A 23239-nucleotide genomic window follows, 5' to 3' on the forward strand; every position below is an offset into this window, starting at 1 on the left:
GCGCCTCCCGTCCGACGTGGACTGGACCGCCCTGCGGACCGCCGCGACGGCTGCGATGGGGCACGCCTACGCGCCGTACTCGTCGTTCCCCGTGGGAGCCGCGGCGCTCACCGACGACGGCCGGATCGTGTCCGGCTGCAACGTCGAGAACGCGTCCTACGGGGTGACGCTCTGCGCGGAGTGCTCGCTCGTCTCGCAGCTGCACATGACCGGCGGCGGCAAGCTCGTGGCGTTCACGTGCGTCGACGGCGACGGGGCGACCCTGATGCCGTGCGGCCGGTGCCGCCAGCTGCTCTTCGAGCACTCCACCGAGGGCATGCTGCTCGAGACCGTCTCCGGCATCCGCACCATCGACGAGGTCCTGCCGGACGCCTTCGGGCCGCGGACCCTCGCCACCTACCAGCAGGAGCACTGATCCACATGGCCGTCGAGCCGTTCGACACCGTCGACCTCATCCGCACGAAGCGCTCCGGGGGCGCCCTGAGCACCGCCGAGGTCGACTGGCTCGTCGATGCCTACACGCGCGGCTACGTCGAGGACCCGCAGATGGCGGCGATGGCGATGGCGATCTTCCTGAACGGGATGGAGCGGCGCGAGATCAAGGACCTCACGCTCGCGATGATCGCGTCGGGGGAGCGGATGTCGTTCTCGTCGCTCGGCAAGACGACGGTCGACAAGCACTCGACCGGTGGCGTCGGCGACAAGATCACGCTGCCGTTGGCGCCCCTCGTGGCGTCGTTCGGGGTCGCGGTACCCCAGCTGTCGGGCCGCGGGCTCGGGCACACCGGCGGGACGCTCGACAAGCTCGAGTCGATCCCCGGGTGGCAGGCGGCGCTGTCGAACGACCGTCTCCTCGAGGTGCTGACCGACGTGGGCGCGGTCATCTGCGCCGCCGGTACCGGCCTGGCGCCGGCCGACAAGAAGCTCTACGCCCTGCGGGACATCACCGGCACCGTCGAGAGCATCCCGCTCATCGCGTCGAGCATCATGTCGAAGAAGATCGCCGAGGGCACGGGTGCGCTCGTGCTCGACGTGAAGTTCGGGTCAGGGGCGTTCATGCCCTCGTACGAGGCGTCGCGCGAGCTCGCGCAGACCATGGTCGACCTCGGGAACGACGCCGGGGTGAAGACCTCGGCGCTGCTGACCGACATGGAGGTCCCGCTCGGGCTGACGATCGGCAACGCGCTCGAGGTGCGGGAGTCGGTCGACGTGTTGGCGGGCGGGGGTCCAGCCGACGTCGTCGCGCTGACCGTGGCGCTGGCGACCGAGATGCTCACGCTGGCCGGGCTGCCGGACGCCGACCCTGCCGCCGCACTGGCCGACGGCCGAGCGATGGACACCTGGCGGCGGATGATCCAGGCGCAGGGCGGGGACCCCGCAGCCGCGTTGCCGGTCGCCCGCGAGCAGCACGTCGTCACCGCGCCGTCGTCGGGCGTGCTCGCGCAGCAGGACGCCCTGCCGTTCGGCGTCTCGGCCTGGCGCCTGGGTGCCGGCCGTGCGCGCGCGCAGGACCCGGTGCAGGCCGGGGCGGGCATCGAGCTGCACGTCAAGCCCGGTGACACCGTCGCCGCGGGGCAGCCGCTCTGGACGCTGCACACCGACGACGCGTCGAGGATCCCGCGGGCGCTCGAGTCGCTCGAGGGTGCGTGGTCGATCGGCACCGAGGCGCCTCTGCGTGGGCCGATCGTGCGCGAGCGCATCGCGGGCTGAACCCCGGCCGTGGGACCGGCCACCGGCCGGGCTGCGGCTGCCTGCCCGGCTGTGGAGAGCCTCCAGTGGGTCCCGTCGTCTGTTGTGCACAGGTGCCTGCGCGGGGTCGGTGACCACCGATAGCCTGGGTGCATGAGCTCCGACGCCACGACCTACCGCCTGCCCGACGCCGGAGCGGTCATCAACGACCTGCCGAAGGTCTCGCTGCACGACCACCTCGACGGTGGCCTGCGCCCGGCGACGATCGTCGAGCTCGCCGGTGCCGCGGGCGTCACCCTGCCGACCACCGACCCGGCCGAGCTCGGGCAGTGGTTCGCCGACCAGTCGAACTCCGGCTCGCTCGTCGAGTACCTGAAGACCTTCGACGTCACGATCTCGGTGATGCAGACGGCGCCGCAGCTGCACCGCATCGCGAAGGAGTTCGTCGAGGACCTGGTCGCCGACGGCGTCGTCTACGGCGAGGTCCGCTGGGCGCCCGAGCAGCACCTGCAGGGCGGGCTCACGCTCGACCAGGCGGTCGAGGCCGTGCAGGCCGGCATCGAGGAAGCGGTCGACGCCGCCGCCGGCGGCAGCATCCGCGTCGGCCAGCTCGTCACGGCGATGCGCCACGCCGACCGCGCCCTCGAGATCGCCGAGCTCGCCGTCCGGCACCGCGACGCCGGCGTCGTCGGCTTCGACATCGCCGGGGCCGAGGCCGGGTTCCCGCCCTCGAACCACCGTGCTGCGTTCGACTACCTCGCCTCCGAGCTCTTCCCCGTGACGGTGCACGCGGGCGAGGCCGACGGGCTCGCCTCGATCCGCTCCGCGCTCGTCGACGGGCGGGCACTGCGCCTCGGCCACGGCGTCCGCATCTTCGAGGACGTCGTCCTGTCCGACGCCGGTGACGGCTCGACGCTCGCCTCCCTCGGCGAGGTCGCCTCGTGGGTGCGCGACCGTGAGATCCCGCTCGAGGTCTCGCCGTCGTCGAACCTGCAGACCGGGGCCGTCGCGGCGTGGGGCGACGACCTCGCCGACCACCCCTTCGACGTGCTCTACCAGCTCGGCTTCCGGGTCACGGTGAACACCGACAACCGCCTGATGAGCGACACCTCGCTCTCGAAGGAGCTCGCACTGCTCGCGGGCACGTTCGGCTACGACCTCGACGACCTCGCGGCGTTCCAGATCAACGCGGCGCTCGGCTCGTTCCTGCCGCTCGAGGACCGCGAAGAGATCATCGCCACCATCACGGCCGGCCACCAGGAGGCCTGACGCATGCCACTGCCGCCGCTGCCGGACTCCGCCGTCGTGCTCGGGGCGACCGCGTCCTCGTGGCGCGACGCGCTCCGGCTGGCCGGCGGTGCCCTCGTGTCGTCGGGAGCGGCCACCGAGCCGTACACCGACGCCATGATCGGCCTGGTCGAGGAACACGGGCCGTACATCGTCATCTCGCCCGGGCTGGCGTTCGCGCACGCCCGGCCGGGGCCCGCGGTGCTGCGTGACGGGCTGTCCGTCGTGACGCTCGACGCGCCGGTGTCGTTCGGGCACCCGCACAACGATCCGGTCCGCGTGGTCCTCGGGCTCGCGGTCGCCGGGGTCGGCACCCACCTCGAGTCGATCGGGGAGATCGCGAACCTGTTCAACGACGCCTCGGTGACCGGTCGGATCGCCGATGCCGCCACCGCGGACGAGGTCCGCGCGATCATGGGGGTCACCGCATGAAGATCGTCACCATCTGCGGCGCGGGCATCGGTTCCAGCGCGATCCTCAAGGTGAACGCCGAGAAGGCCCTCGCGGCGCTCGGGCTGACCGCGTCCGTCGTGGCGGCCGACGTCGCGTCCGTGCAGAAGGTGTCCGACGACGCGAACGTGATCCTCACCAGCCAGGAGTTCGTCGAGGCGATCGGGTCCACCTACGCCGAGGTCATCGTGATCCGGAACCACTTCGACCAGGCCGAGATCACGGCCGCGGTGGACCGGGCGCTCGGCGAACACTGACGCCGGTTCCGTGGCCTCTAGAGTTGGGGCATGAGCACGGAGAACCCGCTGAACGACCCCGCCGCCGACCCGTTCGAGGTCGCGCGTGACGCCGCCGAGGTCATCGCCTCGAAGTCCGGCATCGAGCGCCACGACATCGCCCTGACCCTCGGGTCCGGGTGGGGGAAGGCCGCGGACCTCATCGGCGAGACCGTGTCCGAGATCCCCGCGTCCGAGGTCCCCGGCTTCAGCGCTTCGGCCGTCCCCGGGCACTCCGGTACGGTCCGCTCGATCCGTCTCGCCGACGGCCGGCACGCGCTGGTCATCGGGGCGCGCACGCACTACTACGAGGGCCACGGGGTCCGTCGGGTCGTGCACAGCGTCCGGACCGCGGCGGCGACCGGCGCCTCGATCATGGTCCTGACGAACGGTGCCGGGGGCATCAAGGAGCACTGGACGCCCGGCACGCCCGTCCTCATCAGCGACCACATCAACCTCACCGCGGACAGCCCGCTCGAGGGTGCGACGTTCGTCGACCTCACCGACCTGTACTCGGCGCGGCTCCGCTCGGTTGCTCGCGGCGTGGACCCCTCGCTCGACGAGGGCGTCTACACCCAGTTCCGCGGTCCGCACTACGAGACGCCGGCCGAGGTCCAGATGGCGAAGACCATCGGCGGGCACATCGTCGGCATGTCCACCGCGCTCGAGGCCATCGCGGCGCGGCAGGCCGGCATGGAGGTCCTCGGCTTCTCGCTCATCACGAACCTCGCCGCCGGCATCCAGAAGACGCCGCTGTCGCACGCCGAGGTGCTCGAGGCCGGGCGCGAGGCCGAGCCGGTGATCGCCGACCTGCTCGCCCGCGTGGTGACCGCGCTGGGCTCCGCGTCGTGAAGCTCGACGTCGACGGCGTGCTCGCTGCTGCTCGTGCCTGGAGCGCGCAGGACCCGGACCCCGAGACCCGTTCCTCGCTCGATGCGGCGATCGACGCGGCGGCGACCGGCGACGATCCCGCGGTGCAGGACCTCGCCGCGCGGTTCGCCGGGCGCCTGGCGTTCGGCACCGCAGGCCTCCGCGCCGAGCTCGGGTACGGACCGCTCCGGATGAACCGGGTCGTCGTGACCCAGGCCGCCGCGGGACTCGCGCGCTTCCTCATCGACACCGGTCGTCGACGCAGCGTCGTCATCGGGTACGACGGTCGGGTGAACTCGGACGTCTTCGCCCGCGACTCCGCCGAGGTCATGCGCGGCCTCGGGCTCGAGGTCACCCTGCTGCCGTCGGCGCTCCCCACGCCCGTGCTGGCGTTCGCCGTGCGGCACCTCGACGTCGGTGCCGGGGTGATGGTGACCGCGAGCCACAACCCGCCGCGGGACAACGGCTACAAGGTCTACCTCGGCGAGGACGACGAGGGGTCGCAGATCGTCCCGCCCGTCGACGCCGACATCGCCGCCGCGATCGACGCCGTCGCCGCGGGCTCGATCGCGGACCTGCCCCGTGCCACCGACTACACCGTCGCCACGTCCGAGCTGCTCGGCGCCTACGTGTCCGCCACCGCGGCGACGGTGGCAGCGCCCGGGCTCGCTCCGGACGCGCAGCCGAAGGTCGTCTACACGGCCATGCACGGCGTCGGGTGGGAGACCGCCCGCGCGGTGTTCGAGGCGGCCGGGTTCGCCGTGCCGGTGACCGTGCCCGAGCAGATCGAGCCGGACGGGGCGTTCCCGACGGTGTCGTTCCCGAACCCCGAGGAACCGGGGGCGATGGACCTGTCGATCGCCCGCGGGGTCGCTGTCGGTGCGGACCTCGTCATCGCGAACGACCCGGACGCCGATCGGCTGGCGCTGGCGATCCCGGACGGCGACGGTTCCTTCCGCAGGCTCTCGGGCAACGAGGTCGGCTGGCTCCTCGGGTGGCGCGCTGCCGCCCGGGCGTCCGACGACGGTGTGCAGGGAACGCTCGCGGCGTCGATCGTGTCCTCGCCGGCGCTCGCACGGGTCGCGTCGCGGCACGGGCTGGAGTACCGCGACACCCTCACCGGCTTCAAGTGGGTCTCCCGCGTCCCCGGGCTGCTGTTCGGGTACGAGGAAGCGCTCGGCTACCTGGTCGACCCGGAGGTCGTCCGCGACAAGGACGGCATCTCGGCGGCGCTGTCCCTGCTGTCCCTCGCCGCGGACCTGGCCGCCTCGGGGTCGTCGATCGCCGGGCAGCTCGACGCCTTCGCGGCCGAGTTCGGGGCGTTCGCGTCCGGGCAGGTGGCGACCCGGGTGGACGACCTGTCCCGCATCGGTTCGATCATGGCGTCCCTGCGGTCGACGCCGCCGACGACGCTCGGCGGGCTGTCGGTGCTGTCGGTGACGGACTACGCCGGGGGTGTCGAGGGCTTCCCGCCGTCGGACATCCTCCGCTACGACCTGACGGGTGACGCCCGCGTGATCGTCCGCCCGAGCGGGACCGAGCCGAAGGTGAAGGTCTACATCGACACCGTCGCGGCGACCCCCGCCGAGGCGCAGTCGCTCGTCGACGCCCTCGCCGCCGACATCCGCCCCCTCGTGTCGTAGGCGCGGCCGCGCCGGCCCGCCGCCCGCGCCGGCGGCGCTGGCGGCTCACCGCGCGTCGAACCACGTTTCCGACATCGAACCAGCTCGTGCCGCTGGTTCGACGTCGGAAACGTGGTTCGACGTTTGCGTGCGTGCGAGTTGTGAGCACGTGACTTCTCCACAGATCGAGCGTCGGGCACGGGGCGCGACCCGAGCCCGGACAGGCTCGGACCATGGTGGTCCCCGTCGTCGTCCCCGTGCACCCCGACCCGGCCGCGGCCCGCGCGCAGCAGCGAGCGTTGCGCGACGGGCAATTGATCCGCGTCGGCCACGGCGCCTTCGTCCACCGCCAGGACTGGGAGCGCGCGACCGCTTGGGAGCAGCACCTCGCACGCGCGGCGGCGGTGCACGCCGTCACGCCTCGTGCCGTCGTGTCGCATGCCTCCGCCGCGATCGCGCACGGACTGCCGTGGATACAGCCCGTACCGGAACGCGTGACCGTGCTCGATCCAGTGCGTCGGACCGCGCAGCGCACGAGGTTCGCGGACAAGGCCGCTGCGGCCGGACGACACGTGGTGCCGGTCGTCGTCGGAGGGCTGCCCGTCACGACCTTGGTGGACACGGTCGTGGACATCGCGCTGCGGTACGACCGTGGCCGAGCACTCGCGGTGGCGGACGCGGCGCTCCGACGTGGCGTGCAGCCCGACGCGATCGAGGACCAGTTGGCGGCACGCGGCCCGGTTCGCGCGGGGCGACGCGCACGTTCGGTGCTGGAGTTGGCGGCGGGCGCCTCGGAGTCGGCGGGGGAGAGCGTCGCTCTGCTCGTGATGCGCGACGTCGGGTGTCCGGCGCCGGTCCAACAGCACGAGTTCCGCGACGACCGCGGTGTCATCGGCAGGGTCGACTTCTGGTTCCCGGACCAGGGCGTGATCGTCGAGTTCGACGGTCTCGTGAAGTACCGGGACGTCGGGATGCGCAACGGCTGCTCCGTCGAGGAAGTCGTCATCGCGGAGAAGGTGCGGGAAGATCGGCTGCGCGCGCTGGACGACGTACGCCGCGTCATCCGGCCGATCTGGCGTGACGTCGTGCCCGGCGGCGCGTTCCCGGCGATGCTGGCGGCGGCAGGTCTCCCGGTCCGGCGGGGCGTCCGAACGACGCCCGCATGGTGAGCGGCCCCCGCGTGGAACCACGAATCCGACATCGAACCGACCAGGCGCGGTGGTTCGATGTCGGATTCGTGGTTCGAAGCGGCGCCGCGCGGCGCCGCCGCCTACGCGAGCTCGAGCAGCACGTGGCCGGACGAGATCGTCTGGCCGACGGGGGCGTTCAGCCCCGTGACGACACCGTCACGCGGGGCAGCGACGGGCTGCTCCATCTTCATCGCCTCGAGCACGACGAGCAGGTCGCCCTTCACCACGGTGTCACCCTCGGCGACCGCGAGCTTCACCACGGTGGCCTGCATCGGGGACGTCACGGAGCCGGACGACGCCAGGCCGCCACGGACCCCGGACGACCGGCGCTTCGGCGGAGCGGACGGCCCGGCCGGACGACGACCGGCAGCACCGGCGGCGCCACCGGCGACGATCGACGGCATGGTGACCTCGATGCGCTTGCCCTGCACCTCGACGACCACGCTCTCGCGGGCTGCCGGTGCGGGGAGCTCCTCGGGGGAGCCGCTCCACGCCGGGATCTCGTTGACGAAGTCGGTCTCGATCCACTGCGTGTAGATGCTGAACGGGGTCTCGTCAGGCGTCGCGAACGCCGGGTCCGACACGACCGCACGGTGGAACGGCAGCACGGTCGGCAGGCCGGTGACCTCGAACTCGGCGAGGGCACGACGAGACCGCTCGAGCGCCTCGGAGCGCGTGGCACCGGTGACGATGAGCTTCGCGAGCATCGAGTCGAACGAGCCGGAGACGACGTCGCCCGAGACGACGCCCGAGTCGACGCGGACGCCGGGGCCGGACGGCGCGTGGAACGCGTGCACGGGGCCCGGCGCCGGGAAGAAGTTGCGACCCGGGTCCTCGCCGTTGATGCGGAACTCGAACGAGTGCCCCCGCGCGACCGGGTCGGAGTAGTCGAGCACGCCGCCCTCGGCGATGCGGAACTGCTCGCGGACGAGGTCGATGCCGGTGACCTCTTCGGAGACGCAGTGTTCGACCTGCAGGCGGGTGTTCACCTCGAGGAACGAGACGGTGCCGTCGGCGCCGATGAGGAACTCGCACGTGCCGGCACCGACGTAGCCGACCTCGCGCAAGATCGCCTTCGACGACTCGTACAGCCGTTCCTCCTGCGACGGCGTCAGGTACGGCGCGGGCGCCTCCTCGACGAGCTTCTGGTGCCGACGCTGCAGCGAGCAGTCGCGCGTCGAGACGATGACGACGTTGCCGTGCTCGTCGGCGAGGCACTGCGTCTCGACGTGGCGCGGCTTGTCGAGGTACTTCTCGACGAAGCACTCGCCGCGGCCGAACGCCGCGATGGCCTCGCGCGTCGCCGACTCGAAGAGCTCTTCCACCTGGTCGCGCGAGCGGACCACCTTGAGACCACGGCCGCCACCACCGAACGCCGCCTTGATCGCGACGGGCAGCCCGACCTGGTCGACGAAGTCGAAGACCTCGGAGACGTCCTGCACGGGCTCGATCGTGCCGGGCGCGAGCGGCGCACCGACCTTCTCGGCCACGTGCCGAGCGGAGACCTTGTCGCCCAGGCGCTCGATCGACTCCGGCGAGGGGCCGATCCAGGTCAGCCCGGCGTCGATGACGGCGCGGGCGAAGTCGGCGTTCTCGGCGAGGAACCCGTAACCCGGGTGCACGGCGTCGGCGCCGGAGCGTCGGGCGACCGAGATGATCTTGTCGATGACGAGGTAGGTGTCGGCGCTCGTGGTGCCGTTCAGCGCGTAGGCCTCGTCGGCGAGGCGTGCGTGGAGGGCGTCACGGTCCTGGTCGGCGTAGACCGCGACCGATGCCTTGCCTGCGTCGCGGGCCGCGCGGATGATGCGGACGGCGATCTCGCCGCGGTTCGCGATGAGGACCTTGCTGATACGGGGCATGGTAAGTCAGCGTATTCGTGCGGCAGGGGCGCGAATTGACTGGCACCCACAAAGAACCGGCGCGAAGAAGTGTGGATGTCTACAGTGCCCAGAGGTCGTGCCACGCGATGCCGAACCCCCGCAGCAGCATCGAGCGCAGCACCGGGAGCGAGAGCCCGACCACGGCGGACGGTGCGCCGTCGATCCGGGTGATGTACGCGGCGGCCCGACCGTCGATGGTGAACGCCCCGGCGACCTCGAGCGGTTCGCCGGTGGCGACGTACGCGTCGATCTCCACGGGCGACATGTCGTCGGCGAAGGTGAGCACGGCGCTGTCGACCGCCACCACCTGGTCGCCGTCGGCGACCATCGCCGACCCGCCGGGCGCGACGCCCGCGACGAAGGCAGCAGCGCCGAGCGGCCCGCCGCCCGACGCGTCCACGGTACGGACGGGAGGCACGGTGCCGGCCCGACCCGCGCCTCCAGGCCCCGGATCGGGTGCGTCCAGGACGTTGGGTGCGTCCAGGGCGTCGGGTGCGTCCGCGGCCTGGCGCCGGTCCACGACGCAGTGCCCGCTCCAGAGCGTGCCGCCGCCGGCGGCGAGCATCTGCCGCCACCGCTCCCGCGCGACCTCCGGGTCGTGGGGCTTGCCGTACAGCACGCCGTCGACCTCGAACGCGGAGTCCCCGCCGAACACGAAGCCGTCGACCGGGTCCCCGTCGACCGGGGCGTCCGCGACGGCCGAGGCCTTGGCGACCGCGAGCATCGCCACCAGCTCCGGTCCGGTCAGGTCGCGGCCGAGCGACGTGGCGGCCGCGGCGACCGCGGCGTCCTCGTCGACCCCCGGCGCGACGAGCACCGGCTCGATCCCGGTCTGGGCGAGCAGGGCGCGGCGGGCGGGGGAGGTACTCGCGAGGTACAGACGCATGGGAACATCGAACCATGGGTGAATCCGTCGGAACGCTGCTCGACCTCGACGTCACCGGGATCGCCCACGGCGGCATCTCGGTGGCACGGCACGAGGGGCGGGTGGTCTTCGTGTCGGACGCGATCCCCGGCGAACGGGTGACCGCCCGCGTGACCGAGGACCGGAAGAAGTCGTTCTGGCGTGCCGACACCGTGTCGGTCGAGACGCCGAGCGAACACCGCGTCGACCACGTCTGGCCCGAGGCCGCCCTCGACCGCGACCCGGCCGTCCGCGCCGGCGGTGCCGAGTTCGGGCACATCGCCCTCGGCCACCAGCGCCCGCTGAAGCACGACGTCCTCGTCGACTCCTTCGCGCGCTTCGCCCGCACGGACCTCGCTGCCGTGCTCGGCCACGACGTCGTGGTCGAGGCAGCCCCCGGCGACGACGAGTCGAACGGCACCGGCTGGCGCACCCGCGTCCGCCTGCACGTCGACGAGGACGGCACCGCCGGCCCCTTCGCGGCCCGGTCGCACACCGTCGTGCCCGTCGCGTCCCTCCCGCTCGCGAGCCGGGTCGTGCAGGAGAGCGCGCCGCTCGGCCGCGGCGCGATGCCCGGCGCGTCCGTCGTCGACGTCCTCGCGCCGAGCGGCTCCGAGGGTGCGCGACTCGTGATCGACGAGCAGAAGCCGACCGTCGTGACCGAGGTCGTGGGGGAGCGTTCGTTCTCGGTCGACGACAACGGCTTCTGGCAGGTCCACCGTGCGGCTCCGGCCGTGCTGACCGCGGCCGTGCAGGACCTCGTCGACCGCGACCGGCTCGACCCCGAGGGGCAGCACCTCGACCTCTACGGCGGTGTCGGCCTGCTCGGCGCCGCGCTCGGCGACCTCGTCGGGCCGCGCGCCAAGCTCACCAGCGTCGAGAGCTCGGAGCGTGCCACCGAGCACGCGCAGGAGAACCTCTCCGAGTGGATCGGCGCCCGCGCCGAGACCGGCCGCGTCGACCGCTGGCTGCAGCGCACCGTCTCGACCCTGTCCGCCGGCGAGCGGCAGCGCCACCGCGCCGGGACGATCGTGCTCGACCCGCCGCGTTCGGGTGCCGGCCGCGAGGTCGTCGTGCAGATCGCGGCACTCCAGCCGGCGCAGGTCGTCTACGTCGCCTGCGACCCGGTCGCGTTGGCGCGCGACGTCGCGACGTTCGCGGACCTCGGGTACCGCCTGGAGGCACTGCGCGCCTTCGACCTCTTCCCTCACACCCACCACCTCGAGGCCGTGGCGCGCCTGGTGCCCGTCGCCTGACGTCGACCGCGGGTCACCTCCAGGGCGGCGGGCGCGCGCTCGACGGCGGTCGCGCGGGCGCCGCGCCGACCTGGCCGATTTGCGCGACGCGTGTCCGAGCGCACGACGACCGGCCGTGTCACGACCGCGTCGCGCCGCTGCCTGAGTCCGACCTGGGTATCCTTGGTCGTTGATGGCGAACCGGTTTCAGGGGCCGGGGAGCGCATCGACCAGAGAGGCCACCGTGGCAACAGACACGACCACCACCGGAACGACCGGACTGGCGACCAAGCCCGTCCGTGTCGCGATCGTCGACGACCACGAGTCCGTGCGGCTCGGGATCCAGGCAGCCTGCCAGAACGAGGGGTTCGAGGTGGTGCTGACCGCCGCGAGCGTGCCCGAGTACATCGAGAACCTCGGTGGGCGTGAGGTCGACGTCGTCGTCCTCGACCTGTCCCTCGGCGACGGCTCGACCGTGACCGCGAACGTGAAGGGCGTGCAGGGCACCGGTTCCGCCGTGCTCGTGCACTCGATCGCCGACCGCGTCGCGAACGTCCGCGAGGCACTGGCCGCAGGGGCGGCCGGCGTCATCCCGAAGTCCTCGGCGACGAAGACCGTGATGGCCGCCGTCGCCACCGTCGCCCGCGGGGACGTGCTCAACAACCTCGAGTGGGCCAGCGCGATCGACGCCGACCGGGACTTCGCGAAGGCGCAGCTCGGACGCCGCGAACGCGAGATCCTGCACCTCTACGCCTCGGGCCTGCCGCTCAAGCTCGCCGCGCAGCAGCTCGGCATCGGGTACTCCACCGCCCGCGAGTACCTCGACCGCATCCGTGTGAAGTACGTCGAGGTCGGTCGACCGGCACCGACGAAGGTCGACCTCCTCCGCCGTGCGGTCGAGGACGGCATCCTGCCGGGGCTCGACTCGGGCATCGACCCCGACGGCGACGGCCGCTGAGCAGCATGACGGCGGCTGACGCTGCGCCCGGGGCCGGGGCCGGGGCCGGGGCCGGGGCCGGGGCTGCGGCCGCCCGGACCGCGGCCGGGCGGATCGAACCCGCGCCGTTCGGGGCGGATCCCGCGCGGAGCGTCCGCGCGTCCATCACCCAGGCGTCCGTCGAGCGCGCGTTCGCGATCCTCCTCGCCGTGGCCGCACTCGGCTTCGGCGCGACGACCGTGCCCGCGGTGCTGTCGCAGCTGCCGTACCTCGACCCGGTGTGGGGTCCGGTCGTCGCGTTGGCGCTCGCCGCGTCGTTCCTCTTCGTCGGGGCATCCGTCTTCGCGAGGCGCCTGGCGCAGATCGCGCAGATCGTGTGCGCCCTGGTGTTCCTCGTCGCCCTCGTCACCTGGCCGTTGACCGTGCAGGAGCCGATCCCGTCCGACCAGGCACCGTGGCCCTGGTGGCTCTGCACCGTGGGGTCGACCGCGGCCGCGATGGGCTTCGCCCCGTGGCGGGCGTCCGTCTACACCGCGCTCGTGCCGGCCGTGTACGTGGCCATCCGGTTCACCCCGCTGGGCGGCGACGCGGGTGTCGGGGCGTTGCTCAACGGCTTCTACACGGCGATCCTCAGCGGGGCCGCCCTCATCATCGTGATCGTGCTCCGCCGTGCAGCAGCAGCCGTCGACGCCGCACAGGCCACGGCCGTCCGGCGGTACTCGCACGCGATCCGCGAGCACGCCACCGAGGTCGAGCGGGTCCAGGTTGACGCGATCGTCCACGACAGCGTGCTCACGACGCTCCTCTCCGCCGCCCGGGCCGACACCCGCGACGCCGAGATGCTCGCCGCGCGGATGGCCCGGAACGCCATCGACCACCTCGAGGCCGCGGCGGCGGACGGCCCCGGGGACGCACCCCCGGTCTCCCTCGTGGACCTGCGGACCCGCATCTCCGACGCCGTCGGTGCGCTCGCGTCGCCGGTGCGGGTCGACCACGGGCACGTCGGGTCGATCCGGGTGCCCGCGATCGTCGCGGACGCCGTCGCCTCGGCGGCCGTCCAGGCAGCGGTGAACAGCGTGCAGCACGCCGGTCCGGCCGAGGTCGACCGGTGGATCGTCGTCGAGCAGCGCGGCGCCGGCGTCCACGTCGAGGTCGGGGACGACGGTGCTGGCTTCGACATCGCGGGGATCCCCGCCGAGCGACTCGGCGTCCGTCGTTCCATCGTGGAGCGGGTGGTCGCCGCTGGGGGCACCGCCGAGATCGTCACCGCGCCCGGAGCGGGCACCCGTGTGCTCCTCGACTGGGCGCCGGCAGCGGGGGAGCACCGGTGAAGGCCTCGCTCCCGGCCGGGGTCGCGATCGGGCTCGCGACGCTCTTCTCCGTGTACCACCTCGTCCTCGCGGCGACGACGCTCCCCGGAGCCGCCCAGATCGGGCCGGTCGTCGCGTGCATGGTCCTCTACGCTGCGGCGACCGGCGTCGCGGTGTTCGTGCCCGGTCGGCCACTCCCGGTCTGGGCGACGTGCTTCGCGCTCGCGACGGCCGTGGTGCTGCCCGTCGTCGCCTCGCCCACGGTCGACCTGACCGCCGGCCCGGGGAACGGCACGTGGTGGATCGCCGCGGTCGGCACGCTGATGGTCGTCCTCGTCGTGCGCGCGCGCGTCGCGTTCGCCTGGGTCGGTGTCGGGTTCCTCACGGTGCACGCCGTCGCCTGGGCCGGACTCGGGGCGCTCGGGTCGCTCGGCGTGCTCGGCAGTGTGGTCTGGGTGGTGATCGCCACCGGCCTCACGGCCGCGATGAGCCGGGCCACCCGTGTCACCCGCGACTTCGTCCGCGCCGAGCAGGAGACCGCCGACTGGCAGGCGGCGCAGGACGCCCACGTCTTCGAGCGGCAGTTCCGGCTCAGCCAGACGACGCGCATGGCGCTGCCGATGCTCCAGCGGATCATCGAGACCGGTGGTGACCTGGACGACGCCGAGCGTGCCGAGTGCCTGCACCTCGAACAGGCCATCCGCGACGAGATCCGGGGCCGGTCGCTGCTCTCGGAGGACGTCCGCGACGAGGTCATGCGCCTCCGTCGTCGTGGCGCCACGGTGCAGCTGCACGACGACGGCGGTCTCGACGACCTCGAGATCGACGACCTGCGCCGCGTGCACGCTCGCATCGCCGAGGCCCTGCGCCAGGCGCGGGAGGCCGACAACGTGATCATCCGGACCGTCCCCGAGGGGTCCGAGTCCGCCGTGACCGTCGTGGGGCTGCGGCTCGACCTCGCGGCGAGCGAGTCGGCGGCGCTCGGGGCGGGGATGGACGACGAGGACGGCGACGAGGACGAGTCGGTCGTCGTGTGGCTCGAGATCCCGCGGCACGAGACCGTCTGAGGCGGACCGACACCGAACGTCGTCAGCGCCCGGAAACGGGGAACGGGCCGGTCGGATACCGACCGGCCCGTTCACGACCCGAGTCTGAGCGACAACCCGAATATCGCCCTGACTCGTAGCTGGTAGGTGGCTTCGTACCCTAGTCGGCCACCGACCTGCGATGTTCTTCGTTGAAGGACACCGAACACGAACTACTATGCCCGCAGCCGAACGCTCTGTCAGTCGTCATTATGGGGGACAAAATCGGCCATTTCCGCCGCCCTCGGCCCCTGCTGTCCCCCGTCTGCGGGGAGACCGACCGGGAATCCTGCGGTCGGGGCACCGAGACCGCCCGGTACCCAGGGGTACATGGTCGCCCGCACCGTGCGGCACGCGCAAGCCCCCGGAGCGGCTCAGCGGAGCGATCGGCTCCAGGCGCCGGCACCGTGCTCGAGCGGCCGACGGAGGCCCCGGGCGGACACGTCCCACCCCGAGCGCGGCGACACGGTGACCTCGGGACGACCGAGCGACGCTGCTTCGTCCGCCTGACGCTGCAGGACGGCGATGACGGCGGCGAGCTCCTCCGGCGTGGGCTCGCCGGAGACGACACGGACGTCGGCGGCCGCCGCGACCGCCTGGTCGACGGGGACCGCGGGGACCACGGCTGCGTGGCGGCCCATCAGCGTGCGCCCGTCACAGCGGGATGTTCCCGTGCTTCTTGGGCGGCAGGGTCGCGCGCTTGCCCCGGAGGGCCCGGAGCGCCTTGACGACCGAGACGCGCGTCGCGTGCGGCTGGATGATCCCGTCGAGTTCGCCGCGCTCGGCGGCGAGGTACGGGGACGCGACGTTGTACGTGTACTCGTTCGCGAGCTTCGCACGGACGGCCGCCACGTCCTCGCCGGACTCCTCGGCGCGCTTGATCTCGGCGCGGTACAGGATGTTGACGGCACCCTGGCCACCCATCACGGCGATCTCGGCGGTCGGCCACGCGAGGTTGATGTCGGCACCGAGCTGCTTCGAGCCCATGACGATGTACGCGCCGCCGTACGCCTTGCGGGTGATGACGGTGACGAGCGGCACGGTGGCCTCGGCGTAGGCGTACAGGAGCTTGGCGCCGCGGCGGATGACACCGGTCCACTCCTGGTCGGTGCCGGGCAGGTAGCCGGGCACGTCGACGAGGGTGAGGATCGGGATGCCGAACGCGTCGCAGAACCGGACGAAGCGCGCGGCCTTCTCGCCGGCGTCGATGTTCAGCGTGCCGGCCATCGCCTGCGGCTGGTTCGCGATGATGCCGACCGTGCGGCCCTCGACCCGACCGAAGCCGATGAGGATGTTCGGCGCGAAGAGCGGCTGGACCTCGAGGAACTCGCCGTCGTCGACGATGTGCTCGATGATCGTCGTCACGTCGTACGGCTGGTTCGTGGAGTCCGGGATGACCACGTCGAGCTCGCGGTCCGCGTCGGTCGTCTCGAGCTCGGGCGCGACGTCGTAGGCCGGCGCGTCGGACAGGTTGTTGTCCGGCAGGAAGCCGATGAGCGAGCGGGCGTAGTCGAGCGCGTCGGACTCGTCCTCGGCGAGGTAGTGCGCGACGCCGGAGATCGCGTTGTGCGTCTGCGCGCCGCCGAGCTCCTCGAAGCCGACGTCCTCGCCGGTGACGGTCTTGATGACGTCGGGGCCGGTGACGAACATGTGGCTGGTCTTGTCGACCATGATCACGAAGTCCGTGAGGGCGGGGGAGTACACCGCACCGCCCGCTGCCGGGCCCATCACGATCGAGATCTGCGGGATGACGCCGGAGGCCTGGGTGTTGAGGCGGAAGATCTCGCCGTACTTGCCGAGGGCGACGACGCCTTCCTGGATGCGGGCGCCGCCGGAGTCGAGGATGCCGATGATCGGCACGCCGGTCTTCAGCGCGTGCTCCATCACCTTGATGATCTTCTCGCCGGCGACTTCGCCGAGGGAGCCGCCGAAGACGGTGAAGTCCTGCGCGTACACGGCGACGTTGCGGCCGTGGATGGTGCCGAAGCCGGTGACGACCGCGTCGCCGTAGGGCCGCTTCGACTCCATGCCGAAGGCGTGGGTGCGGTGGCGGACGAACTCGTCGAGCTCCACGAAGGAGTTCTCGTCGAGCAGCTGCTCGATGCGTTCGCGCGCCGTGGTCTTGCCCTTGGCGTGCTGCTTCGCGATGGCGGCCTCGCCCGCGGCGGTCACTGCTTCGTGGTACCGCTCGCGGAGGTCGGCGAGCCGGCCGGCCGTCGTCGAGAGATCGGGGGTGTCTCCTGGGGTCACCCGCTCACCCTACCGGCGGCGACGGCGGGGTCGGTTGGAGGACCCCCACGGTTCCTGCCCGTAGATTTGCTGCATGTCCACACCTGCGTCGTCGACGTTCCCGCTGAGCCGAACCGTCGTCGAGGCCGCGGGCGCGGTGCTCACCGAGCCGGTGACGACCGGGTCGACGAACGCCGACCTGCTCGCCCTCGCGACGACGCAGCCGCACGGCAGCGTCGTGGCGACGCTCGACCAGACCGCGGGTCGCGGCCGCCTCGACCGGACCTGGTCGGCGCCCGCCGGCCAGACGCTCGCGGCGAGCGTGCTCGTCCGCGCGGACCTCGACGACCGCGACCGCGGGTGGCTGCCGCTCGTCGCCGGCGCCGCGATGCGCGACGCGATCGTCGCCGTGCTCCACGGTCCGGAGCGTGTCGCGGTGAAGTGGCCCAACGACGTCCAGATCGACGGCCGCAAGGTCTGCGGCATCCTCTGCCAGGTCGCCGCCGACGGCAGTGTCGTCGTCGGCGCCGGCGTGAACCTGACCATCCCCGCCGACCGGCTCCCGACGCCGACGGCGACCTCGCTCGCGGTCGTGGGCGCGACGGGCTCGGCACCGGACCTCGCCGACCGTGTGCTGTCCGCGTTCCTCCGCGCGGTCCAGGAGGCCGTGGTCGCCCTGGTCGCCGGCGGTGCGGCCGCGGACGGGGTCCGGACCCACGTCCGGTCGGCCTGCGGCACGATCGGGCAGCGGGTCCGCCTCGAGCTGCCGGACGGCACCACCTCGGAGGGGGACGCGACCGGCATCGACGACGACGGCCGGATCACGATCCGGGATCGAGCGGGCGTCTCCAGGGGCGTCGCCGTGGGGGACGTCACCCACCTGCGGTATGCATGACGGCATGACCGACGAGCCGCCGCCCGAACGCGTGGTCGCGCGGCTGCGCCCGCACGCTCGCCGGCTCGTGCGCCCCGCGGTGTTCGTGGTGCTCGTCATGCTCGCCGGCGGGTTCGGCTTCGGGGTGTTCCGGGCGCAGCTCGCCTGGCTGAACGCCGTCGTCGCCGGTCTCGTGGTGCTCCTCGTGTTCCTCGGCGGCGCGATGCCGCTGTTCCGCTGGCTGTCGGAGCGCTACGTGGTGACCACCAGGCGCCTCGTCGTCGTGCACGGACTCGGCACGCGCACCCGGCGGGAGCTCCTGCACTCGCGGGGCTACGACGTGACGGTGCGTCGCCGCGGCTTGCAGGGGGTCTTCCGGTCCGGCGACGTCCTCGTGTTCCCCGGCGACGAGCCGGCCCTGGTGCTCGGCGACGTGCCGCACGCGGACCTCGTCGTGGCGGTCCTGCACGATCTCGTCGAGGCGCACGAGGCCCGGCGACGGCACCGCGAACCTGACTGGGACGAGATCGTCGGCGGGGCGGATCGACCCCGATGGGGCGACGTCAGACCCTGACGATGTCTCGACAGCGGGCGGTGCGGACGAGAACTGCGCCGAGGTTCCGGTACCGTCTTCCCGTGCGTATCTCTGTCATCGGCTGCGGTTACCTCGGTGCCGTGCACGCCGCCTCCATGGCCAAGCTCGGGCACGAAGTCGTCGCAGTCGACGTCGACCCGGTCAAGATCGAGCGGCTCGCCGCGGGTGAGGCTCCCTTCTTCGAGCCCGGTCTCCCCGAGATCCTGCGGTCGGCGCTGGCCTCCGGCCGCATCCGATTCACCACCGACATGGCCGAGGTCGCCGGTGCGCGCGTGCACTTCCTCGCCGTCGGCACGCCGCAGGGGCCGACCGGCGCCGCAGACCTCACGTACGTCGACGCCGCCGTCGCCGCGCTCACGCCGCACCTCGCCGCCGGCGAGTTCGTCGTCGGCAAGTCGACGGTCCCCGTCGGCACGGCCGCGCGCCTCGCTGCCGAGGTGTCCGAGGCGGTCCCCGGTGCGACGCTCGTCTGGAACCCCGAGTTCCTCCGCGAGGGCTTCGCGGTGCAGGACACGATCAGCCCGGACCGCTTCGTCTACGGCGTGCCCGACGGCGACGCCGGACAAGCCGCGGTCGAGGCCCTCGACGAGGTCTACGCCGAGGCCCTGGCGAGCGGCACGCCCCGGCTCGTGGTCAACCTGCCCACGGCCGAGCTCGTGAAGATCAGCGCGAACGCGTTCCTCGCGACGAAGATCTCGTTCATCAACTCGATGGCCGAGATCGCCGAGGTCGCCGGTGCCGACGTCACGGCGCTCGCCGACGCGATCGGCCACGACGCCCGCATCGGCCGCAAGTTCCTCAACGCCGGCCTCGGCTTCGGCGGCGGGTGCCTGCCGAAGGACATCCGGGCGTTCCAGGCGCGGGCGGACGAGCTCGGCGTCGGGGAGTCCCTGGCGTTCCTGGCCGACGTCGACGCCACGAACCTCCGTCGTCGCGCGCACGTCGTCGAGCTCGCGCAGGAGCTCCTCGGCGGAGTCGTCACGGGCAAGCGTGTCGCCGTGCTCGGCCTGGCCTTCAAGCCGAACTCCGACGACGTCCGTGACTCGCCGGCACTCGACATCGCCGCCCGGCTGCTGGGCCTCGGTGCCTCGGTCGCCGCGTACGACCCGGAAGCCGTCGTCACGGCGCGCCGCGTGCACCCCGAGCTCGACTACACCGAGAGCGCGACCGATGCCCTGCGTGACGCCGACCTCGTGCTCGTCCTCACCGAGTGGACCGAGTTCCGCGAGCTCGACCCGGCCGTGGCCGCCTCGCTCGTGGCGACGCCCGTCGTGATCGACGGGCGCAACTGCCTCGACCGCGACGCCTGGACGGCTGCCGGCTTCACCTACCGCGGCATGGGCCGCTGAACACCGCGCGGGGGAGCAGCATGACGATCGACGACGCCGTGACGACCGAGGACCCGGTCGTCGACGCTCCCGTGGAGCACCGACGCCGCTTCGGGGCCTTCCACGAGGGACGGCGCCCGTCGCGGGTGTCCCTGCTCGCGAACGGTGCACTGCTCCTCGTCGCCTCGCTGCTCGTCGCCGTGATCGCGTTCCGCACGCGGCTCGAGATGACGAACATCGACGGCATCTCGTACATGTCGATCGCGAAGCAGTACGCCGAGTGGCACTGGGCGGACGCCGTGAACGGCTACTGGTCGCCGATGGTGTCCTGGCTGATGGCGCCGTTCATCGCCGTCGGCGTCGGGCAGACCACGGCCTTCGCGATCGTGAACACGCTGTCCTGCGTCGCCGTGATGGCGATGGGGGCGTGGCTGCTGCTCCGGACGACCGGCAACGGCTGGACCGCCGCGTGGTCGATCGCCGCGACGGCTCCGCTCCTCATGGCGAACGTCAGCCTGCAGACCCCGGACACCCTCGTGCTCGTGTGGTGCCTCGGGTTCCTCTGGGCACTGCTCGCGGCCGACCGCGCCTGGCACGGCTCGGTGCGACGGATCGTGCTCACCGCGGTGCTGCTCGGCGCCGTGTGCGCGTTCGGGTACTTCACGAAGGCGTTCCTCGTCCCGGTGTTCCTCGTGGTGGTGCCGGTGTGGGCGGTCGTCCGCTGGTTCCAGGACCGCCCCGAGGCCCGTGAGCGCCGGTCCGTCCTGCTGCCCGTCGTCGCCCTCGTCGCCGTGGTCCTCGTCTCCGCGCCGTGGGTCATCGCCCTGTCGGTGAAGTTCGGCGGCATCGAGGTCGGTTCGTCGCTGACCGTGAACGTCTCCGGCAAGTTCAGCGACACGTCGAGCACCGACGGCGACGAGTACCGCATCGCGACGCCGCCGAACGCCCGCGCGGTGTCGCCGAACGAGGACCGGACGCCGTCGATCTACGACGCCGGGATCCTCGAGGCCGAGCGCACGCTGCCAGCGGTGCCGCAGCCGGGCGCCGAGGCCGCTCCGACCGAGAGTCACACCACGACCCTCGTCGGCAAGGTGCGGTACTACGTCGAGCAGCGACTCGAGGCGTTGCCCTACTACTTCAACCGCATCGGGTCGTTCGCACCGTTCGCGCTCGCGATCGGCGTCGTCTTCGTCGGCGCGGTCGTGGCGGGCGTCGTGCACTACCGCCGGTTCGTCTTCGCGAGCATCGTCGGCATCTTCTCCGGGGTGTACCTGCTCGGGTACGCTGGGATCGCGACGGTGGACACGCAGGGCGGCAACGCGCGCTACTACCTCCCGCTCTTCATCGGGTCGGTCCTGATCGCCGGGGCACTCCTGCCCGCGTTCTGGCGGGCGGCTCGTCGGGGACGTCGTGTGCGGCAGGTCGTCGCCGTGGCCGCGTGCGCCGTCCTGGTGGTCGCTGCGTACAGCCAGAACGTCAACGGCGTGAAGGCGCCCTTCTCGACGATGGGCACGCGCCCGTCGGGCATCCCCGTCGGGCAGGTGTTCGGCGGGGTCATCACCCCGGACGAACCGCTCTCGGACCTGCTGCTGGCCAACCACACGCTGCCCGCCGGCAGCACGATCCTCGGGACGAACACCCGGGACGCCACGCTCGTCGCGTTCCGCACCGGCACGCAGATGTACGGCGAACCGGGCCAGGAGTACGACTACCAGGACCCGTCGTTCGTCGCACTGCTCAAGAAGTCGGGCGTGCAGTACTTCCTGAACTACACGAACGCCCTCATCCCGAAGGACCGGGACTACTCGGCGATCGGCACCCTCGAGGACAGCTTCACCGTCCAGCAGACGTGCCAGGACATCCGGTCCGCGCCGGTCCAGGCCTGCCGGGTCGACGTCGTCAAGGTGTCGGGGAACTGACCTCGGTCGGCGTGCTGCGGGTCGGGGTGACCCACACCCGCAGCACGCCGCCGGTCAGCCCGACCGCGACGAGCACCGCGACGACGGCGACCACGGCGAACGGCACCGGGCCCCGCGACTCGTAGCGGGCGATGCTCGCGGCCGAGAGCGGTCCGGTCGCGGCGTTCCAGAACCACCCGGCGGCGACCGCGAGGCCCCAGAGCCCGATGGCCGGGAGCGCCACCGCCAGCACCCGGGGCAGCACAGCCGTCCCACGTCCGGGCAGGGGCAGCCGCCGCCACGCCACGGCGCTCAGCACGACGAGGCAGAGCAGCGCCGGGAACAGGTAGCGGCCCTGTGTGCCCGCGACCTCGGTCGTGTCGAGGTACGCCTTCGCGCTGCTCGCGGTCTGCAGGAGCAGCAGGAGCGCGGGGAACACCGCGAGTGTCCAGGCGGTGCGCCGGGTCCGGCCACGGCGGAACGCCCAGCCGACGAGCACGACGAGCGCGACGAGCGTCAGGACCGCCGTGAGGAGGTCGCCGATGCTCACCTGCGCGCGCTGCCCCGGGGAGCCCCAGAAGGTCCGGGCGAGGGTGCCCCAGCTGACGTCGAGGAAGTGCCACACCGAGGGCCCCTGGCCGTCGGGGAACGGGCGGTCCGGTCGGATCGCGGCGTAGCCGTCCGGCTGCAGGGTGCGGAACAGCCAGAGGTTGCGCAGCCACCACCAGGCGCCGATCACCGTGGCGACGCCGAGGGCGACGGCGGCCCGGAGGACGCGACGGCGGAACGGGACGACACCCGCACCGGCGACGAGGACCACGACCGCGACGAACGGCACCGCCGGCAGCCCCGTGCCCTTCGTCCAGACGAGCAGCCCGAGCGCGACCCCGAGCCCGACGAGCGTCCGGCGCCGCAGGTCCCCGGTGAGGAGCCGCGTCGCGAGCCACACCACGACGCCGCCGAGCAGGAACGTCAGGGCGTCGTTCGTCACGGAGGCCCCGATCGTCGCCAGCTGCGGCGTCGCGAACAGCGCGAGTGCGCCCATCAGGCCCGCCCGCGGCGACCGGGTGACCCGCCGGACCGAAGCCCATGCGAGGAGCGCGAGCGGCGTCACGAGCAGCGCGTCCACCAGTCGGAGCGCGACGAGGGCGTGGTCCCAGCGGAGCGAGCCGTAGTGCAGCACGCGGAGCACGACGGCGTCCACCACGTAGGCCGTCGGCGGGTGCTGCGTCATCTGGTCGACCGTCGTGGAGTCGCCGGGGTGCGCCGCGAGCAGCTCGCTCACGGTCGACCACGTCGAGGAGTCCCCGGCGACCTGTTCCCGTTGCGCGGCCTGCACGGCGTTCGACACGTGCAACGTCCCCGGTGCCGGCCAACCGGAACCGGTGGCGACGTGCACGGCGGCGTCGAGGTGCGCGGGCTCGTCCGGCGCCTGGAACGCCGGCACGACGATCGCCCAGAGCACCAGCCAGAGCCCGAACACCGCCGTCAGGACGGCGACCCACAGCCCCTCGCTCCGCGAGACGACGGGGTGCGGTTCGGACTGCATCGAGCGGACTCCCGGGGTCGGCGACGCCACCC

At 72.6% G+C, this 23239-nt stretch carries 21 protein-coding genes; 16 read left to right on the forward strand and 5 right to left on the reverse strand.

What is annotated here, in order from left to right:
- Positions 1-16 precede the first annotated feature (16 nt).
- The 8 genes from ACIPKM_RS11170 (at position 17) to ACIPKM_RS11205 (ending at position 7362) form a co-directional block, all read left to right on the forward strand.
- The gene (locus tag ACIPKM_RS11170; protein WP_070419511.1) at positions 17-415 is read left to right on the forward strand and encodes a cytidine deaminase; all 399 of its coding nucleotides are present in this window, start codon (positions 17-19) and stop codon (positions 413-415) included.
- Positions 416-420: 5 nt separating this feature from the next.
- The gene (locus ACIPKM_RS11175; protein WP_071295788.1) at positions 421-1710 is read left to right on the forward strand and encodes a thymidine phosphorylase; all 1290 of its coding nucleotides are present in this window, start codon (positions 421-423) and stop codon (positions 1708-1710) included.
- A 132-nt stretch (positions 1711-1842) separates the two neighbouring features.
- A complete protein-coding gene (locus ACIPKM_RS11180) occupies positions 1843-2958 on the forward strand; it encodes an adenosine deaminase (protein ID WP_071295787.1) in 1116 nt (371 codons plus the stop codon).
- Between the two features lie 3 nt (positions 2959-2961).
- Positions 2962-3408: a PTS sugar transporter subunit IIA gene (locus ACIPKM_RS11185; protein ID WP_070418446.1), complete on the forward strand. Its 447-nt coding sequence runs from the start codon at positions 2962-2964 to the stop codon at positions 3406-3408.
- Complete coding sequence (locus ACIPKM_RS11190) at positions 3405-3683, forward strand: PTS sugar transporter subunit IIB (RefSeq protein ID WP_070418447.1); 279 nt, start codon at positions 3405-3407, stop codon at positions 3681-3683. Before ACIPKM_RS11185 ends, ACIPKM_RS11190 begins: the two co-directional genes overlap by 4 nt.
- A 30-nt stretch (positions 3684-3713) precedes the next feature.
- Entirely contained in the window at positions 3714-4553 is an 840-nt protein-coding gene (locus tag ACIPKM_RS11195) for a purine-nucleoside phosphorylase (protein WP_070418448.1), read from the forward strand.
- Positions 4550-6214 (forward strand): phospho-sugar mutase, encoded by a 1665-nt coding sequence (locus tag ACIPKM_RS11200; RefSeq protein ID WP_402736732.1) that lies wholly within the window; start codon positions 4550-4552, stop codon positions 6212-6214. The genes ACIPKM_RS11195 and ACIPKM_RS11200 overlap by 4 nt, the downstream gene beginning before the upstream one ends.
- Before the next feature lie 212 nt (positions 6215-6426).
- Positions 6427-7362, forward strand: coding sequence for a hypothetical protein (locus ACIPKM_RS11205; protein ID WP_402736733.1), 936 nt, complete (start codon positions 6427-6429; stop codon positions 7360-7362).
- Between the two features lie 101 nt (positions 7363-7463).
- Here the strand turns inward: ACIPKM_RS11205 and ACIPKM_RS11210 are convergent, their stop codons facing one another.
- Complete coding sequence (locus tag ACIPKM_RS11210) at positions 7464-9242, reverse strand: acetyl/propionyl/methylcrotonyl-CoA carboxylase subunit alpha (protein ID WP_402736734.1); 1779 nt, start codon at positions 9240-9242, stop codon at positions 7464-7466.
- A gap of 79 nt (positions 9243-9321) precedes the next feature.
- Positions 9322-10149, reverse strand: a complete 828-nt coding sequence (locus ACIPKM_RS11215; protein WP_402736735.1) for a Maf family protein — start codon at positions 10147-10149, stop codon at positions 9322-9324.
- Positions 10150-10163: 14 nt separating this feature from the next.
- Here ACIPKM_RS11215 and ACIPKM_RS11220 point away from each other — a divergent pair, with 14 nt between their 5' ends.
- From ACIPKM_RS11220 to ACIPKM_RS11235, 4 genes are all read left to right on the forward strand, one after another.
- On the forward strand, positions 10164-11423 hold the full coding sequence (locus ACIPKM_RS11220; protein WP_402736736.1) for a class I SAM-dependent RNA methyltransferase: 1260 nt from the start codon (positions 10164-10166) through the stop codon (positions 11421-11423).
- Between the two features lie 172 nt (positions 11424-11595).
- Positions 11596-12360 carry a response regulator gene (locus ACIPKM_RS11225; protein ID WP_374115184.1) on the forward strand — a complete coding sequence of 255 codons (765 nt, stop codon included), beginning with the start codon at positions 11596-11598 and terminating at the stop codon, positions 12358-12360.
- 5 nt (positions 12361-12365) lie between these two features.
- Positions 12366-13670 (forward strand): sensor histidine kinase, encoded by a 1305-nt coding sequence (locus ACIPKM_RS11230; RefSeq protein WP_402736737.1) that lies wholly within the window; start codon positions 12366-12368, stop codon positions 13668-13670.
- The gene (locus ACIPKM_RS11235; RefSeq protein ID WP_070418455.1) at positions 13667-14716 is read left to right on the forward strand and encodes a hypothetical protein; all 1050 of its coding nucleotides are present in this window, start codon (positions 13667-13669) and stop codon (positions 14714-14716) included. Before ACIPKM_RS11230 ends, ACIPKM_RS11235 begins: the two co-directional genes overlap by 4 nt.
- Positions 14717-15108: 392 nt before the next feature.
- Here the strand turns inward: ACIPKM_RS11235 and ACIPKM_RS11240 are convergent, their stop codons facing one another.
- The gene (locus ACIPKM_RS11240) at positions 15109-15375 is read right to left on the reverse strand and encodes an acyl-CoA carboxylase subunit epsilon (protein WP_083403379.1); all 267 of its coding nucleotides are present in this window, start codon (positions 15373-15375) and stop codon (positions 15109-15111) included.
- Between the two features lie 13 nt (positions 15376-15388).
- Entirely contained in the window at positions 15389-16984 is a 1596-nt protein-coding gene (locus ACIPKM_RS11245; RefSeq protein WP_070418456.1) for an acyl-CoA carboxylase subunit beta, read from the reverse strand.
- A 73-nt stretch (positions 16985-17057) separates the two neighbouring features.
- On the opposite strand from ACIPKM_RS11245, the gene ACIPKM_RS11250 reads away from it, so the two are divergent.
- The 4 genes from ACIPKM_RS11250 to ACIPKM_RS11265 all read left to right on the forward strand — a co-directional run bounded on the left by ACIPKM_RS11250 (position 17058) and on the right by ACIPKM_RS11265 (position 21679).
- The gene (locus ACIPKM_RS11250) at positions 17058-17858 is read left to right on the forward strand and encodes a biotin--[acetyl-CoA-carboxylase] ligase (RefSeq protein WP_402736738.1); all 801 of its coding nucleotides are present in this window, start codon (positions 17058-17060) and stop codon (positions 17856-17858) included.
- A gap of 4 nt (positions 17859-17862) precedes the next feature.
- Complete coding sequence (locus ACIPKM_RS11255) at positions 17863-18411, forward strand: PH domain-containing protein (protein ID WP_402736739.1); 549 nt, start codon at positions 17863-17865, stop codon at positions 18409-18411.
- Between the two features lie 62 nt (positions 18412-18473).
- Positions 18474-19781 carry a UDP-glucose dehydrogenase family protein gene (locus ACIPKM_RS11260; RefSeq protein ID WP_402736740.1) on the forward strand — a complete coding sequence of 436 codons (1308 nt, stop codon included), beginning with the start codon at positions 18474-18476 and terminating at the stop codon, positions 19779-19781.
- A gap of 20 nt (positions 19782-19801) precedes the next feature.
- Positions 19802-21679 (forward strand): hypothetical protein, encoded by a 1878-nt coding sequence (locus tag ACIPKM_RS11265; protein ID WP_070418459.1) that lies wholly within the window; start codon positions 19802-19804, stop codon positions 21677-21679.
- On the opposite strand, the gene ACIPKM_RS11270 is transcribed toward ACIPKM_RS11265, so the two are convergent.
- Positions 21660-23207 (reverse strand): DUF2142 domain-containing protein, encoded by a 1548-nt coding sequence (locus ACIPKM_RS11270; protein ID WP_402736741.1) that lies wholly within the window; start codon positions 23205-23207, stop codon positions 21660-21662. The genes ACIPKM_RS11265 and ACIPKM_RS11270 overlap by 20 nt on opposite strands.
- Positions 23208-23239 lie beyond the last annotated feature (32 nt).

The organism is Curtobacterium sp. NPDC086286 (assembly GCF_044746255.1).
Lineage (GTDB): Bacteria > Actinomycetota > Actinomycetes > Actinomycetales > Microbacteriaceae > Curtobacterium.